11 protein-coding genes are annotated in these 17411 nt (G+C 50.4%); 4 read left to right on the forward strand and 7 right to left on the reverse strand.

Going from position 1 to position 17411, the window contains the following annotated elements; translation table 11 throughout:
• Positions 1-19 precede the first annotated feature (19 nt).
• The 6 genes from N879_RS02740 to N879_RS20615 all read right to left on the reverse strand — a co-directional run bounded on the left by N879_RS02740 (position 20) and on the right by N879_RS20615 (position 9026).
• Positions 20-2506 (reverse strand): GAP1-N1 domain-containing protein, encoded by a 2487-nt coding sequence (locus N879_RS02740; protein ID WP_021446629.1) that lies wholly within the window; start codon positions 2504-2506, stop codon positions 20-22.
• Positions 2507-2510: 4 nt separating this feature from the next.
• A complete protein-coding gene (locus N879_RS02745) occupies positions 2511-3347 on the reverse strand; it encodes a hypothetical protein (protein WP_009454307.1) in 837 nt (278 codons plus the stop codon).
• Positions 3348-3350: 3 nt separating this feature from the next.
• Complete coding sequence (locus N879_RS02750; RefSeq protein WP_235484225.1) at positions 3351-4163, reverse strand: GTPase domain-containing protein; 813 nt, start codon at positions 4161-4163, stop codon at positions 3351-3353.
• Between the two features lie 145 nt (positions 4164-4308).
• The gene (locus N879_RS02755; protein WP_009454311.1) at positions 4309-5625 is read right to left on the reverse strand and encodes a GTPase-associated system all-helical protein GASH; all 1317 of its coding nucleotides are present in this window, start codon (positions 5623-5625) and stop codon (positions 4309-4311) included.
• 1096 nt (positions 5626-6721) lie between these two features.
• Positions 6722-8605: a ParB/RepB/Spo0J family partition protein gene (locus tag N879_RS02765; RefSeq protein WP_009454316.1), complete on the reverse strand. Its 1884-nt coding sequence runs from the start codon at positions 8603-8605 to the stop codon at positions 6722-6724.
• A 19-nt stretch (positions 8606-8624) separates the two neighbouring features.
• Positions 8625-9026, reverse strand: coding sequence for a hypothetical protein (locus N879_RS20615; RefSeq protein WP_009454318.1), 402 nt, complete (start codon positions 9024-9026; stop codon positions 8625-8627).
• Between the two features lie 585 nt (positions 9027-9611).
• Between N879_RS20615 and N879_RS02775 the strand changes: the two genes are divergently transcribed.
• On the forward strand, positions 9612-10715 hold the full coding sequence (locus N879_RS02775) for a M48 family metalloprotease (protein WP_161808931.1): 1104 nt from the start codon (positions 9612-9614) through the stop codon (positions 10713-10715).
• Between the two features lie 1178 nt (positions 10716-11893).
• Complete coding sequence (locus N879_RS02780; RefSeq protein ID WP_009454322.1) at positions 11894-12538, forward strand: hypothetical protein; 645 nt, start codon at positions 11894-11896, stop codon at positions 12536-12538.
• A 357-nt stretch (positions 12539-12895) separates the two neighbouring features.
• On the opposite strand, the gene N879_RS02785 is transcribed toward N879_RS02780, so the two are convergent.
• Complete coding sequence (locus tag N879_RS02785; RefSeq protein WP_009454323.1) at positions 12896-13447, reverse strand: recombinase family protein; 552 nt, start codon at positions 13445-13447, stop codon at positions 12896-12898.
• Between the two features lie 871 nt (positions 13448-14318).
• Between N879_RS02785 and N879_RS02790 the strand changes: the two genes are divergently transcribed.
• Both N879_RS02790 and N879_RS02795 read left to right on the forward strand, forming a co-directional pair.
• Positions 14319-15833, forward strand: a complete 1515-nt coding sequence (locus N879_RS02790; RefSeq protein ID WP_152978302.1) for an SH3 domain-containing protein — start codon at positions 14319-14321, stop codon at positions 15831-15833.
• Positions 15834-16351: 518 nt separating this feature from the next.
• Entirely contained in the window at positions 16352-17014 is a 663-nt protein-coding gene (locus N879_RS02795) for a hypothetical protein (protein ID WP_031232095.1), read from the forward strand.
• Positions 17015-17411 lie beyond the last annotated feature (397 nt).

Consider the following 17411-nt stretch of genomic DNA (forward strand, 5'->3'; position numbering starts at 1 on the left):
CATAAGGGTGTTAAAAATGTCAACGCCATCCAATGATGTCGGTGTCACTAGAATACAAGCGCAACTTCTCATTCAAAGAAAAGTCCTGGCACATTACTGCAAGGAGCTCACGCGCACTCGGACGGCCGCCGTAACGAATAAAATGCAAGGTAGTGTGCCAACGCGTTGCCCCGTTTTCAGACCGTCCAGGCAAGTCAGCATTCTTGCCTCCGGCGCGTGACCAGAGCTCACCATGATCTGGACCGCTTGGGTAGAGTTCGCGGGCCTCATCTTCAAATGCTTTCCACTTCTCGGCAGTGCTTGGTTTTGAGATTCCAAGTCGCCAGCATGTAAACATACCGAGCAAATCTGCGCACAACCGTAGCCCTGGCATAAGATCTGGGCGCCTGTTGACATGTTCCGCAAAATATCTGCCTGCGCGCTCCCAACGCCGAGACGCTACAAGCGTTCCGAGTTGTTCAGAATCCGTATGAGAGAGGGTACGAACACTCCGCAATAGGTTGTTTAGCCATGTAATGAATACTTCTTCGGGGAATGACGAGAGAGCACTGATGATTGCACGACGCGCATCAACCGCCACCGATGACCTTTCAAGCACGGATAGCAAGTTCGGACTCGCTATGATTGCGCGCTCAAGCTCAGATTCGGGGGGAGCTATCACCACGCCTTTCGCAGCAGCATCTATCCAGGCAGTTGCGGTAGCCTGCAGGTAATAATCACGCTGAGAAGCTGGCAAAAGCGGCCAGAGCCGCACCCGCTCTGGGGCGGTGCTGAGGTCAGCCAAGGGGGTCTGTGCCAGGGCATCGAGTAGACCGATGTCGACGGGCCGCCCTTCGGCGAGGTGAGCCAAAACGATATCGCGCACACCAATAGCGTTGCGTGGCGCGTTCCATAGAGAGGAATTCTTGCTAATCGCGGCGCCCCACACCTGCTGCTCTGTGATGTCATCGCAGCGGATGTTAGACAGTATATGAGGATGGGTAGCGGCAAGGTCTGCGCACAACTGGACTAAGCGCAAGTCCTTGTGCACGAGTGTACATTCCAACTTCTGGAGAGGGGTCGCATACCGAAGGGCTGACTGCAAACCGGCACTGTGATCTGGGTCCTTGTCTACTTTGAGCTGCTGACCTGTTGCATCCAGGGGAGGCAGCGTTGCAGCTAGTACTGCACCATGCGCGGTCAGCCAGCGCTTCTTGAGTAGCTGCGAGAGCAAAACGGTCGGACTGGTAACACGCAGCTTTCTAGGCACCTCCTTCGCCAGTTTCTGCTCAACTAACGATTCAGCCGGTAGGGTGTCTATAGCTGCAAAGAACGCGACTTGGCTAAGTTCGGCCCATCTCCAGATCGCTTGGAAGATGGCGGGCTTGCCGCGACGAACAGCAGTCGATAACCCAGCAATCACCGCAGAGCGCCACGACGATAATGCGATATTCTCATCAACTGACGCTGAAACCATCTCTATTAGGTAGCTGTCGTCCGCTGGCGCAAATCCTAGGTTGCTAACTAAGAGTTCAACGGCCGACCAAAGCGACTGCGGGTTGCCGAAACTAGAGAGCGTCAAATTTCTCATTAGCAGCAACTGCTTGCAGCCCACACCTGAAATCAAAGCAGTAAGCTGACTAATGAGTTTGTTCTTAATGCTAACGGCAAGCGTTGGCTGATTTGAGAAGCCGTCTGTCAAACGTATGGCAGCCAACAAATCATCAAAATTTTCACCACCAGAGAGAAGGGAGTTCAGCCGTTCAAGTCTGCTTAGCTCCTTAAGCGTATGGACTTCAACGCCTAAGTCCACAGCAAGAGCCAAGATTGGTTGTACGTCACGCTGGCCGCAGAGAAGCTTTGCTGCCTCAGAATCTGAGGTTTGATCGCCTGGTTTAACTATGCGGTATTTTGTCCAACGGGCTTGGAGCTGCTCGGGCGTGCATACAAGCGTCGGCCTGGGTTGCTCTATCACGTCATTCGGACCAAAGCTCAGCCGGAACGCGAAGGTTCGTCTTAAGAGCGGCCAGAGATTTCCCCAGAGAGAGTCAATGAGATGCTCGAAACCCTCTACGCCCAGTCGGACAATCGGGGCTGGTCCTTGAGCAGCCAACGCGTTGGCTGCACCTATCAAATCAGGGGCCAACACCTGGATGCTGTCGGAAGTGTCAAGCTCGAGTGTAGCTAACGAACCGGGGCAATCTGAAACCGAGGATGCCAGCCACCCAAAAAACGGGGCTAGGCTTCCAACTTCGCATATATCATCCAACCTAACGATTAGCGCGTGAGTTAGAACCATGCCACCGCGCGACGCGCTCAGATCCAGGAACGTGCGAGCAAGAACGTAATGGTCGTCGATGGGAAAGCCGCGTACGAACGGCGACCAGCCCTGGACGCCTAGAGGCATTGCATCTGGCAGATCGAGCTTTGATGCAATGGCAGCAGCTATAGGCGTATTCGTACTCGATGCTCTAAGTCCGTGACCACGACCAGAAACCTCGCCATAGACAGCCTGCTCAACTCGCATGCGTTCAGACTCCACCAATCATCAAGCGTTGAATCGGCAAGGTAATGTCGGCACTCTTCTCACCATCGGGCAGCACCACGTAGCCGAACTCTTCAGGACCGCGGATTGCGTACTCTTGATCCACATCAGTTTTGCTAAGTGCGCGTTCGAGGGCCGACAGTCCAATGACAGTAGGCGACGCCCAATTGCTGCGCACGAACGACCACAGCATCGGCAGTCGAGAGGCTAGGAGGTCTGCCGGTAGCTCCGTCGTTTCAAGCTCATCCCAGCAACTCAGCAGAATCATCAAGCGAGGTTTGCGAAGCGGCCGATCCAAATGGAGCTGCGCCAGGTAGAGCAGCATTTGAAGAAGCTCTACTGACCTTGCTTGGTCTGACAGCTCGTATGACGTAGCCTCCCCCAGAGACTCAACCGTAGCGAATGACTGCAGCGGGCGGGAGAACAGATCGTCATCGAACCGAAGCGAATGCAGTCTGATAAGCAATACCCAGTCCGTGGCTCCCAGTACGCGCTCGCGCCAGGCGGTCGGAATCCGACGCTGCGTGACAAGGTGGCGAACTTGTTCGCCACCGTAGTCTGGCCACACCAGTTCGGCGTAGCGGCCCGCCTCGTCCCTAATAGGCCAGACGCTCTCGACGTAAGTACTGGCCGGAGTGTGGTCGGTCGATTTTCCCTCAGTCAAGCAACTGAGCGCTGTAGTGAACGCCTCCAGGTTCGTCGGAGCGCCAGACATCTTAAGTGCACACGCCTTGACCATGAGCCGCTTCAAAAACTGAGCCCCGTAGTGGGTCTTCCCGACGTTCGATTCACCAACCAACAAGATGGTGTGTTGATCTGCCACCAACTACCTCCTACCAAATCGAAAAAGTGGGTCGAAGCCAGATGCTTCTGTCGTAGGTAGATCCACCCCTACGCGTTTGATGCAAAGAATCCAGTCAAATAACTCGCGGAAGCCTTCTGCAGCATCAACCCCGTCACGAGGGTACACGCTGACTGTGAACTCCGGAACACTTGATGAGTCCGACACCACCGCTTTTCTGATCTGAGCCTCCATGGCAGGCGCCACGTCTACGTCCCCTTTCGTCCAGACGAGTACCAGACGCCGTCCACGAGCCTCCGCCACTGCACGTTGAGCAAGCAGCTGAAAGTCGTTTCGAGCGGTCCCCATCTTTGAGCCAGCAAGTGCCTGACGGTCGGCAATCAAGAGTATGACGTCTGCGTGCCGGGCAATCCAACGGGCCCCTTCCGCGCTGTCGTCCTGCTCATTGATCGCCCACTTCTGAAACCACTCTCCAGGAGCATCGGCAAAGAGAAGGTCGCGCAGAGCCCCATCCTCATGGCGAAAGGCAAGATGAAGCATGCCGGGGGCTCGGGCCGCTCCGCTGGGTGTGTGAGGCGGAAAGCTTGGGAGTTGTCCGGGCTTCCAGCGCAGACTGGTCGCCACCGCTTCCCAGCCGGCAAGCGTATAAGAGTTGCTGAAAAAGCTAGTGCCAGTAGTCAGTGCACCTCGACCAAGCATTAGGTAGAGCGCACCCAGGATGGTTGTCTTACCTGCGCTTTCCGGGCCGACGATACCAACAATGATGGGCTTGGCCTTACTGCTGACGAAGTTGAGGTCAACCTCCCCCATCGCCAAGCCACTCCACGGGAGCAGCATATGGTCGCAGTCCTCCGCAGCGGTTACTTCGCCTTTGCTAACACGTTTCCACTCGGGGCACATATCAAGCCGGATGTGACCCAGCGTGCAAGTAGTGTTGTCGTCAGCGAAACAGTTAGGATGGGAGCATCTGTCCATGGGTACCTTACTTCTTCTTGACCTGCTTGGTTGGGCTTTTCGTGGTGGCGCGTGCACTCTGAAGCTCACGGAATAGGTACGTCCCCCACTCGGACGGAGTCATCTTGGTAGAAGCGTCCACACCAACAAGCGCACGCAGAGTTGTAGCTTCGATTACACCTGAATTCTGCGTGTGCCCAATCAACGACAGCAGCGGGCCTCGGCCAACTGGTTCAGGCACATACTGAGTAGCCAGAGCGCGGAAAGGCCGCATGAACGCTGCAGTCCTGGCATCGTGCACAAGACTAGCGACGTCACGCTCACCGTTATCTTGGTCATCTTTCTCAGCCGGAAGGCAGCGGATGGCCTCCCGTAGAAAGGCCGATACGCTCGCTGGTGAATAGGTAGGCACCTGTTCATGCAGATCGAGCGCCATCAAAGCAGATGCCTCGAACAGCGGCAGGTCAAGATAGCTCGCATGGACACTCGGGGAATAAAGCGCTTCCTTCCACCAAAGCAGATTCGTACGGCGCTGTAGACCTGCCGTTGCACCACTGAAGCTGGCCAACGCCTTATCAACGTGAGTGGTGACCGCCTTCGCCAGCTGAGACAGCGGGCCCGATAGGTCGACGGGGGCTGGCGCAAGCTCCTCGGCCATTCCATTCAACACTTCTGCGATTGCGACGCTCATCTTGTCTGCAAATATAGGCGCCCAATGCTGGGGCTGACTCGAATGATACTGATTCGAGTTACTAGCCCCCCATGGTCCTGCGGCAGAATAGATATTCTCTCGTAGCTCACTCTTATTGACAGTGGGAGCCTCATAGCTCGTAGACACTGGGGATGGCGCCGTGTACTGAAACGGATCGACCGTAATCGTCTCCGGCGTTGCCCACTCGGCCTCGGCGCGCGCATCGACCTTCTTTTCAATTTCACTAACAGCTTCACGCCAAATCTCAGATTCGTTGGCCGTTTCGGCGTGAACCAGGGCATTGCGTGCCGTGTTGACAAAGGCGACAGCAATCGCATCGTCCGAACGGGCCGCCTGCATAATCGCGTCTAGCAAAATGGCCCGCAAAATACCAACGGGACGCCTGGCAAAGGCATTTGCAACAGTCTCCCATTGCTTGCGAAGAGAAGCCATTGCCTCCTCTACAGTCGGGTCGGTAGCTGCAATGTTGGGGTCGGCCGCCACCATCGTGAAACAGGCAGTCTTCGAAGGTGCCTTTCGAAGAGCGGCTGACAGATCTTTGGCAGTGGATCGCAGCCTTTCAAGTTTAGTGTCATCGCCTTTGAGGTCGATCGCTCCAATCTCAAGAAACTTCAACAAAAACTCTTGTTCCATTCCCTAGCCCCGACCTTTTAGTGATGTTATGAAATGATACTGAAGCCCAGGTTTGATATTGGGGATCACACCGCTCTATCCAAATAACCATCCCAGAGAGCTCCTTCGCCCTATTTGTTTTAAAAGTTTGTAATCGGATTATACATACATCAAACTCCAGCTTGTACCTACCATTGCGGAGAGGGGAAGAAAGCCGCAGCGAGGAAAAACATGGCCCCAGTCTGTTTTGTCGAGAACGGTGTAAAAAAGCACAGATTTTATGGCGTTTGCTAACATATTTTTTGTAAAAATGAATTTAAGTAAGAATCTCTGTGCTTATGAGTCATGTTTACACTATTTAGTAAGCATAACCATTTAATAAACAATCGGAGCGCTAGCTTTCGACCCCCACCTTTTTGTACGCTGTCTTAACGTAGGTTATGCACAGACTCGAGCAACGATTACGTTAAACTTCCATTACTCTTAAGGCATTAATCGACTTATCAATTACCGACTGCGCAGGCACTCTGAAAGTTATATTTTGGGTATTAGGGGTAGGGTCATTGATCAACACCCGCCTCTAGTGGGGCAAGGAGCACTCTGCTACCACCCCACTCGAGAACAAGCGGACACCACCCTTCTATCTTTCCTGCCATTGCCAGCATGTAATCGACATCAAGGCTGAATGTCAAACCTTTCCAAAATGAAATCTGAGAACAATCAATAAATATGAGTAAGGTTTTGACGGACCGCTCTTCCTCAATCTGCGATGCTCAAATGCAATTTTTACACTTGAGTTTATATGAGATTGCCGGCGGTGAGTACATCTTGCAGGTGGGAATCGCAAGCAGGTTTATTGGCTTTAATATCAGTTTGAATAAGAGCCTCCTCGACTCCCGGAGCGATTCATACACATGTCACAGACAGCTTTTGAACGAGTCAATCAGCTATTGACACCTGCCTATGAGAGTAGACTGCATAACATTAAGAAACAAAGCCTTGAAGTAAAATCGGACAGTAGTACCCGCACGAGTCGAACAACCATGAATCCAGTCAACCACGAGATAAACATTTTTATCGCTCAGGTGCTACCCCACTGGGGTAGCACTCCCGAAAATCAGTCTTTGAGCACCATAATTGATGGCAACCAACCAGTACCTGCAAGGGCTTGTTCTGCCGCTTCAATCGCCTCTTTCTTCTTCATCCGCATTATTGGTGCAGCTTGCTCGGACGAAGCCCCTTCGGAAACAACTTCCACCAGTCGATCTTTTGATACGTGGCTTAAGTAGGTTTCACTCGTAGCGCTCCACCACTCAGATATCTGTACGTCCAGCAACCCGGCCAGTTGATCAAGTATGTTCGCCTGACTGGACTCCTGGTGTTGGATGCCCTGTACAGTGACGGCTACCAAGTAGGCCAATAATTCAAGCAAAGTCTCGGTATCTTGGTTCAGCGCCCAGGCCAACTCGCCACCGTCGCTACCTGGAGTAATCACATCACCCCAATGCTGCTCGATGCGTGCTAACTCTTGGCCTGCGCGGCTTTCCGTAAAGTCTGGCGCGTCTGCTGCCAAGGGCTCGCAACTGGTTGAAATACCCAATCCAAAACCAGCGTGACTGTAATAGCCAGCGCCATAATGACGACGCGCCAGTTGAGCGACCAGCACAGCCAAGGCCACATTAGGATTGTTGGCCAGGGCAGCTTGCACAATGGCCGTTTTATTGGCGGTCAATTGGCGAACCAAGCGTTCAGAATGCGTTGGACGGGTCTTCACTGCTGGCAGGGAAACACGCCCTACTCCCTCAGCGTCTTGTTGCTGCTCCTGAGCTTGCGCACGATCTTCCGGGCGAATCAAACCTTCAACTATGTTCAGTTCACCTTGGTAATTCAGACGCACAATGCATCCTGATACGTTTTTCTGACTGTCGCTATAGGCCTGGCTCCGGTCTTCAATCGCATGGATTTGCTCTTGCAGCTCGTCAAGCTGCTGATGCAATGCTTCCCATTCATCCTCATCAGTCTTTTCTTCCTCCTCTTCAAGAATCGCTATGTCATGCATCAGCGATTTTTCTTGGGTTTGCAACTGGGCAACCGCCGCCTCTTCCTCCGGCGTCAAATCAACCTGCTCAGGATAAACACGTCCATAACGATTGCTGACTGGTTCAGAATCAAGTGTGACCTCTGCCCAAGCCCAGCCCTGCGCTGTCAAACTAGCCGCTGTTTCTTGCAACTTGTTGAGCGCCAATCGATCAACCAAAGCTCTATCAATTAGATAGATACCGTTGAGGTCATCTTCATCAGCGAACAAATCTCGCGTCACCCCGCCGCCAGCCGCTTGATATGCGTCCAGGCCGATAAAATGCACCAGCCGGTGATTAGCTGTCATAGCTTCTTCAATCATGCCGCGAATAACACGAGGGCTCTTTCGGTCCCACATATTTAGATTGGAATAGACCTGCACTTGACGCTCTTGATTGTCAGTCATTGCATACGCCATCAGCGCATCCAATGGCAATTCATTGTCACGATATGCCTGCATTAGTGCGGGTGCCACTCGCCCCAACTGCAAGCGGCGGCGCACAACAGTTGCCGTGACGCCGAACGCGGCAGCCACATCTTCAATGGTTTTGCCTTGTCCGATCAGCTCAGCGAATGCCTCAAACTCGTCTGCCGGGTGCATCTGCTCACGCTGCACGTTCTCAGTGATCGACACAAGCAAGGCATCTTCTTCATCGTAGAGATTGCCTGCAACTAACTGCCCTTCCGGCCAACGCCCATCTTCCAACAAATGATGGATTGCCTGCAAACGCCGTCCCCCTGCTATAACCTCATGGAAACCACGTTTTTTGCTTTTGACTACAGCTAGGGCATGAAGCAAGCCGACAGTCACAATCGAGTCAGCTAGTTGTAGCAACGGTGTCTGACTTGCGGTTTTGCGAGCTTGGTACTGCTCCGAGACAACCAGTTTGCGCGGGTCGAGTTCAATAGCCTTATGTTTCATGATGCGTACTCCCTCTGAATCAATGAACAGTCGAATTGCCAACCACAGGCAATGACTCAGAAAGGAGCGCGGACAATAGTCCCAACTGGGCAACGGTCAACGCTGGTAAACGAAAGGGTGTTGCGGTCGCATGGGCTTCTCGCCATTCCTGGGCTAATTTGATAAGATCAACTTGCATTACGTGAACTCCTTCAAGGTTGTGTGATGCCTGCCCCTGCTCTGGTTGCTGCCAGACAGGGGCTTCTTTATGCAACGTGTATGTAGAAAAAACCAACGAACACAGCGCATTCAGGCAAGGTTGATGACTGGTCCCAATCATCACTATTTCGTGGGCCAAAACGAGGGTCCAGTGGGTCATGGCCAGAACTGAAAAGAACAGTTCCATTTGGCTTGAGCACATAGTGAGTTTCAGTAGTTTCATCACCGTCTTTTACGGTTACGATGTACCCCTTATGCCGAGTTTTCTGTGCTTGCATGAATCACCCCTTTAAACATTCCAAGGATTTACCACTGACCGGGATCGAAGATTCCGAGCCCGATTTGTAGATATGTGTTGCGCTGTACATTTCGGCTTGCGGTGTGTGCCGCCGGTCTCGTTAGTTCGTCGCCCTTGCCGTGCCGAACCATGCAAGGACAAACGGAAAGAGACCGTGGAATAAATAGGGAGCGAAGCGAGTGGTTTATGCCGCGAAAGCCCTTGGAGTGCGGGCCTGGAGTGGTACGGTCGGCGTTGTAGGGGCGACGGACTGACGAGATCGGATTCGCGGTAGCCCAATGATGAAAGGACGCAACACAGCCGCGCGGCGAGCGCCTTATGTGCGTAGCACACCAACTAGGCCACAGAGTGGCCTTAGCAAGCAAAGCGCGCAGACCCAATAGGGCAAGAGACTATGAAGCTGTCGCATTTTTGAGTGAATCAACCAATCAGTAAGAAATCATAGATACAAGTCCTATGCCTAACAACTTCATTAGTGACGCGGAAATTGCGCGCAGGATCAGCCCAACTATGCTCGCGTATGTAAAAAGGGCGTCCAAAGCGACAAGTATCTGCGCCCCATCAATGCTCAATCATCCTGCGGCCTCCCTAGTCGAGATCGTAGCGGCCAATCTGATCTACGTTGCCCAAACAGGGTATACCGGTACCCGGAAAGCGCTACGGTTCACTGTAGCGAATACCGACACTGCAAATGCGTTTGCGTGCTGGTCCGAACCGTCTTCCGACTGGATCGTGATCACGTCCGGCCTCATCGAGATCCTATGGAATGAATCGCTCAAACTTGATCGACTGACGCATGCTCTCGAGAAAGAAGCTGTCGCTGATTTTCCCATAGGCGATACGCTTCGCAGTTGCGTAGGCGAAATGGACTCGAGCAGCTCTCGATTCAGAGAATTGATGTTTATGTCCGCGGTCGCATTTTTCGTCGGACACGAGATCGGTCATCTGATCGACGGCCATGCGGTCTGCTATGAAGAGGGAGGGGCGAAAGACGGGTTTAACGCCGATGATGAGGACCCCCAGCTGACAAAGGGCGACAGCCAGCTAAGGAAGCAGGCGCTCGAGCTACGCGCTGACAGCTTCGGTGTGGAATATTCGCTGAGATTCACGATTAACACCCTTTTTTCTCTTTGCTTTAAACCCGGTCTAGCGCTAGAAGAAGCTGCGCACATTCAGTCGCAGGTAGCGTGGATTGCCATGCTTGGCATGTCACTCGCAATCGCCAAAATCCGTCCGGTGCGCGTTGATATCAGTCAGCAAGGAAATTTCTCCCATCCTCCTCCTGCTTTTCGCGCGCTATGGCTCAACAACCGAGCTACCGAGATGATGCGGTGTTGGCTGCCGCTTATCGACGAACAGACAATGCGACAGATCGCGGAGCATGCACTGGTACAGGCCAATGGCCTTACCGTCCTGCCCTACGATGAGGCCCAAGGCTGTTTTGTGGGGAGTCTCTCCCGCGAGGAGTTAGTCAGAGCACTTAATCAGACTGGAATCCGCCGGCTGATTTTCGAGAGCGACGAGGTCAGCGCGTACGTCTCCGCGCTTAGGGCGCTAGACGCTGAGCTGCATCCCTTGTTGGCGCCACATCAGCGTCGGGTCAAATTAGTGTGATTTCCCAACATAAACCGCGACCAAGTTGGCCTGAACGGAGTACGAACGAATGGGCGCTGCCGTCATTTGAGGAGATCGGCTCTGGCGCGTTTGGGGCCGATCATTGGACTCTATCTTTTGGATGGCTCGTAATGGCTGAAAGCCGCCGCTCTGAGCTCTGAGACTTGTTCAGACAATGTCTGTCAGATCAAGTCTGAGTTAGTACACCTTAGGAATTCCTCGACCCCACTCAATGCTCCGACCTCTTGCGCTTTGGCAGCATACGGACGTAAGGAAGAAACGTCGGCACCGGAGGCATGAGGTCGGTCTCCGCCCAGAGCCGCGCCCATTCGCTGCGAAACCTAGCCAACAGATGCCCGGCCTGACGACGAGCAAGACGAAAGCCCGGCGCTCGACTCACGTCGGCGATCAACTTCTCAGCTCGGGCTCCGTCACGCCTACCAGGCGCGGCGGAACAAACACGGCGAATCTTCTCATGCCATCGTGACATCGTGGCTTGACTCATCTGCCATGACCACCCTATTCCATCGTATACAAGCTCATGGCCATTCAGTTCTAGACGCTTTGATCGGACAGCACCTTCTAACCTCAAAGGAATGAGCCGTTCCTCCTCCACAGTCCGGCCTTTGCCATCGGGCACTAAAAGTACCCACCAAAACGGAGCCTTGCCCTCGATGGCATCGGGCCGTTCGTAGACCCAGATAAATCCGATGTAGCCGAGCCTGCTTTCGTTCGATGCCGAAATACTGACTGTCTAAGTAGGGAAAGTCTTGGCAGGTCGTGGGAGTGGCATCCTGCGGAATTACCTGTCAAGACTGGGAGATGGCTTGAGTAGTGCCGCCGCATAAGTGGTGGGGAGGCCCAAGGTTTATTCGACCCGAAAGCGACTGTATGCGTCATCTCCTATAAACTGTCCATTTCATACACCAAGCCTACCTCGACGTAAGTCATTCTTTACCTAGTGTACGCCACCGGGTTTCATGGATCTTTTCACCTCGGCGCTGAAGCAGAAAGAAAACTGCAACTCAACCTGTAAACCTCTACTTGGAAAAGTTCGTGCCCAGAATATTCAGCATCGTACAGTTTATCCCGCAGACTCTACGACATATATTACGTGATGCTGCCACATGACTGTCTGCGCATATTGCCAGCAAGATCGGCCGCCTACTCGGGAGCACGTGATTCCCGCCTTCATATACGACTTCCAGAAGCAACTAGAGGGGGCAGTGGCGGGATGGAATGAAGTAGCCCAGCGCATGGTCGGCGGTGAGGGGAAAGTAAAAGACGTCTGCGCTGCCTGCAACAATCAAGTTCTGGGCCAACTCGACGCTTACGGCAAGGAAATGTTGAGAGACGCGGGGCTACTTGTTCACAACTATACGAAGTGTGAGCTCACGCTTGAATATGATTATGCTTTCATGCTCAGATGGCTTCTAAAAATGTCTTTCAACTCGTCGAGAACCGACGGTGTCCACAGCGCGCTATTTGAAAGATACGTACCTTTTATTCGTGGTCTGGGCCCTGTGCCATCACGTAGCCAAGTTTCCGTACTGCTGTATCTTGCTCGGCCCGAAGTACTCAGCGACTCAAGGCTTGCCGAAGAATCTTTATTTCGGATCACAAACGGATCGGCAATGCTAAATCCCTTTCTAGCTCGCATTTGTTATGGTGGCATTCCTGGCGAGCAGAGATACGTCTTGCGATTAAACATCTTCGGGCCAGCGGTCTTCTATATCGTGATGTTCAAAGATGGCATCCTGCCGGGAGATGCAGCATCTGCGATTCGAAGTTTAAAAAAGTCACTTCAGGCGCAATTGAACTAACTCCGAAGAGGAAAATAGTTTACGTACGGGCTGGCGAGAAAAGTTGGCTCGACCTCTATGAACATCAGGTCGCCCGGATACATGCTCTTAACGGAAGCCAATCCTAAAATGCACAGGATTATCCCAGGAAAAAGTCGGCGCAAGGCCGGTGATTTCCAACCTTGAACGACCTCTCGTCACAGCTGCCATCCACAGCTTCTGGCCGAAAACAGACGTTCCCAGAGCTCTGATACTTGATCAGTCACTGTCTGTCAGATCAAGTCTGAGTTAGCAAGGATTGTGCTTCTATATTTTTACGTATTTCCGTCTTCTGGTGCAGTGACCAGATTTTTTTAACTTGGCTCGTACTGCATCCTGCTAGCTTAGCCGTATCAGCAATGCTTCGACCCGCATCGCGACAATGCGGCCATGTACTTTAGTCTTGGCTTTTTTGCCTGTACAGCAACCCGCCTCCCTGGCTAACTCAATTCCTTGGCGTTGACGCGTACGACGATCTTCATAATCGTCGTACGCGATCTGCAATGCCAGCTTTAACAGCATGTCTTGAACAGAATCTAAGACTATCTTAGCTACACCTTTAGATTCTGCTGCTAACTCAGACAAATCGACTACACCAGGTACAGACAACTTTGCCCCTTTGGCGCGGATCGAAGCAACCAAGTGTTCTGCCTCAACCAACGGTAAGCGGCTGATTCGGTCAATTTTTTCAGCAACGACTACTTCACCCGCTTGCAGATCAGCAATCATGCGCTGTAACTCTAGATGATCAGTTGGGGCGCCAGAGGCTTTTTCGCGATAGACGCCTGCGATATAGAAACCCATCGCCTTCGTAGAATCAATAATGCTTTCTTGCCGCTCAAGATCTTGCTCATCTGTGCTGACGCGCATGTAGATGCGAGCTACTTTCATAATATATGGCCACCCACATCAATGTGTCACTTATATACAAATTGGGTATACTGAAATTAGCCACTCAAGCATTGATGGTCAATATGATTATTGACCGAACTACTTAACCTTGTCGTTTTTGACCACTTAGCCTGGCTAGGAATGGCCCTTCCTGGCCCTTCAATCAGACCAGAGGAATAGCCCCAAAAAAGAACAATCTTAAAGATAGACTGTTTCAACAGCAGAATTTAGGTAATTTTACATGTAGACCTCAAGTAATCAGCCTTTTTTCACAACCGCTAAAAAGGGTAGGCTACCAAGTCATATAAGATAAAAAAAGGCACTTGCTTGTACCATCTTATTAGGTAATCGGCTAACCTTACATTGCACACATAAAACCTATAGGCCTACGTTGCCTGCGACTTGTCCGTAGCATGATGGAACCCCTCGCCCCTTAAACTCAGCGCGGAAGATATAGATGCTGAACTTCGATAAGTGCGGTATAGCGTCATTAGCATAGTTTTATCTAGCATCTTTGAAAATGCTATTTCGAGCACGACATGGCTGAATTTGTATAAACTCTGATTAATCCGTATGACTAGTAGGCAATTAAAAAATGTACGTATTTAAGAGCTCAAAGAAAAAATAGTGGGAAATTTACTGATTTACGCAATTTCGTTAGGTGATACACCTAGGCTAGCGGCAACTCATGACACATGGCTTCTATGTAATTTCACACATGAGTCTTTAAATCCAGTGGGGGCTTGCCTACTTGGTAGTGCGCGCTCCCCTGGCTCCACTCGTTATCACCGATAAAATTTTCAAATCGCTGAAATAAAAAATTGATGTAATTAGTACTGAAGTCCCCCTTCATCAGCCTGTAAAAAAATTTATGGCTGGCATCCCTGAAACGACTGATTATCTGAAAACGAAAAAAACAACTATGATTACCGGATTTTTAACAGCCACATTATCGCTCTCTTTTCTATTTGGAGGAAGTGACGAAAAAGCTTCTTCAGTGAAAGGCGATTCAGCCTTCACATGTGCACAGATTAATAGTGCCGTTGTGAAGAGTGACGTAGGAAGTGCAAATCAAATGCTGGAATTGTCATTTCGGCAGTTGGACAAGGCCTACACAAATAACAGCACGATTGAACTTTTTTATCGAGAAAGGCTGAGAGGAGAAAATCGACGTTACAGAAAGTTGTTATCTGACTTAGTTTTCGATAAATGCATGGAAAACCCGAAAACCAGCGCACTCGATGCATCAACAGCAGGAATAAATAAGGCATATGATTTTTCTAAAACTCAGCCACTTTATGCCGTCTGCAAAGCCTATAACGATAAGAAAATAAGCTATGAAAACTTGATAGCCCTTGCATCAGATCCTAAGGCTACTGGGTACTATGCGGGTCCACGAGTGATAGATTTGAAAAACCATTCTTCATACGGCGATATGTATCTCCAAGAAGAAATTTCTAAGCACTGTGCCGCAAACCCTGGCGTGCCTGCTCTAGAAACAATGATAGAAGTGACAGAGGCGGCATATAGGAATGAAATAAAAAAACAGGAGGCTGAAGCAAAATTGCGTTACGAAGCCGACATGGAGCTACACAGACAGCAAGAAGCCGAAAGCGAAAGAAAAGAGTTTGAAAAATATTCATCGAGCTTATATGCAAGCACAGACGACTATGTTCGCTGCTATGAGTTCCATGATCAACGCAATAAGTCGATGTATGGCCAAGACCCAGAGATGCTGCAAGCATACAAAGCAGGTCTAGCAGGCACACTTGACGACGCGGTTAAGTTGAGAACACCCTATGAGCAAAAGGAACTAACTGCCCAACTCTTAAATAATAGAGAGGCCTTTTCTGAGCGTATCGACCAGTATTGCGTGCAACATTCCACTGACAACCTCCAATACGCACTCAATTACATGGTTCCTCCTGAGCGGCTTCAGACTGCCTCGAACACGCATTTGAACCAGGCTGAGTCAACGTCTACAGTAGTGCAGGGGCTAGTGGCTACATCTGCCTATGCCGCCGCTGTGCAGCACTCTAAGACTGTAACGAGTAATCCGCCAACGCAAAAGACACCTGAGTCTGTTGCGCTTAGCTCGCCTACGCAGAACCAAGTGGAACCTGCAATCAGTAACGCCAATCAAGAGAGTGGCCCGTCAGCAAATTCGAGCCAGACGGATCCATTTAATCGTGTGGCTGTTATTAACGACCCAGATGGGTATACGAATGTAAGGAATGCTACCAACGCAAAGAGCAAGATCATTGCTCAAATTTTGAAAAATGAGCGTTTTTTCACCTATGAGCAGCAAGGATCTTGGTGGGCGATACGTAATTCCGATGGACTTGTAGGCTATGTACACAAGTCCCGTATCGAGATAGTACCGTAAGCAACTTTTAGCTATGTTTTTTTATGAGTGTTGCTTAAGAGGAAATCATGCGGTATTGGACTCACCGTACTGTTTTTAGTGTCTTCACGCTGGCCGTTGTACCAGGCCTAATTATGTTGCCGTCCATGAGCAATGCGACAGAACGTTTTTTTTGAGATGTGAAGTGTCAAGCTTAAGCAATCCAGTATCACTACGCAGTGGTTGATTTGCAAGAGGGAGTAGCACAAGAAGCATCAACTGGGCCCATATTAGCTGATCTCTCCATTATCCAGGGTCGTGTCATCGCTGCCGAGCCAAAATTTCGTTACGACAAAATAAAGGAAAGTATTTGGAACTGCTACAATTTAGAGGAATGGACAAAATATAACGAATATACTTATTTATGAGGAGTATTTTGAAATTAGATAAGCAAGAGGTTGAGATATAATAAAAACAAGAAAATAAATTAGAAAATTCTCCTTGAATTAATTGCATGCTGTAATAGTAAAAATTTTAATTTAATAAATGGGAAACTATTAATGTCATTTTTTTCAAACGCTCTACTGACAGCATTATTAACGTTATATTTCGCCAGCATGGGGCAAGCCGCAACCGTAAAAGATGTTTTCAATGGAGACTTGCTTGGAACAAACCAGCGGTACTTTGAATCAGTTGCTGGCATACCTCGTGAATCGTTGGGAGACGAACACAACTTTAGGATTCAAGGCTGTAACATCACCGCCACTATTGGTGGCGGAAAAGTGTCTGCATTACGCATGGAATTAACGGACAAGTGTGAGGCTGATCTAAGCACATTCATCGGGACCTATGCACCACCTGTAAACCGTATCCTAACTGCTGATATATTCATAGGATCGTATGGTGGACCATTAAACTACTCAGCTGACTGTCTTTCTATGTGTGGAAATTCCTATGATCCATCAGTGTACGCATCTTGGCAAGGCCCACGAGCAGCCGGTTTTATGGAGGTAATACTCGAGGTTGAACTGGCCGATGACAATGCAATCAATGCTTCTAATATTTGGGAGGAGCATATGACTGCAGCTATGGGTGAGGATTACGTCATAAATACACGGTTTAACTGTGACCGCCGCTTTGATCCAGTAGCAAACCAAGCATTTAAAGACATCAAGATTACAGCAATCACTGTGGGCCATGGGCTAAAAACTCCCAGCTGCTGATGGGAGGCAGAACTAATTAAAGGTCATATCTAATAAATACAGTCAGGTATAAAATGGTTGAGTTCGTAGCTATTTTTGATTGCCATAAACCCAGTCTGTAATTGGGATATTCTCATGACCTCGTTGGGCAAAGACAGTGGTATTGGACGTCTATATTTTACACGTCGCGTGCAGGCCGTCTTTCAACGACCCTCGCAACGTATACTCGGTGGTTTGTTACTGCATAAGATCAGGGCAGAACAGCAGGCTTGGCTGTTCTGCAAAAATAGCTAGGGCTTTAAGAAGTAGTGCTGTGCTTACGTGAGGAAGAGCAGCTATTTGGGCCGATGGTTCACTGCGCTTTTAATTACTCGCCTAACTAGTTGACAACGATTTGTATAGACGGATTATCTATGGT

This window comes from Alcaligenes sp. EGD-AK7 (assembly GCF_000465875.3).
In the GTDB taxonomy this organism is placed as follows: Bacteria; Pseudomonadota; Gammaproteobacteria; order Burkholderiales; family Burkholderiaceae_B; genus Alcaligenes; species Alcaligenes phenolicus.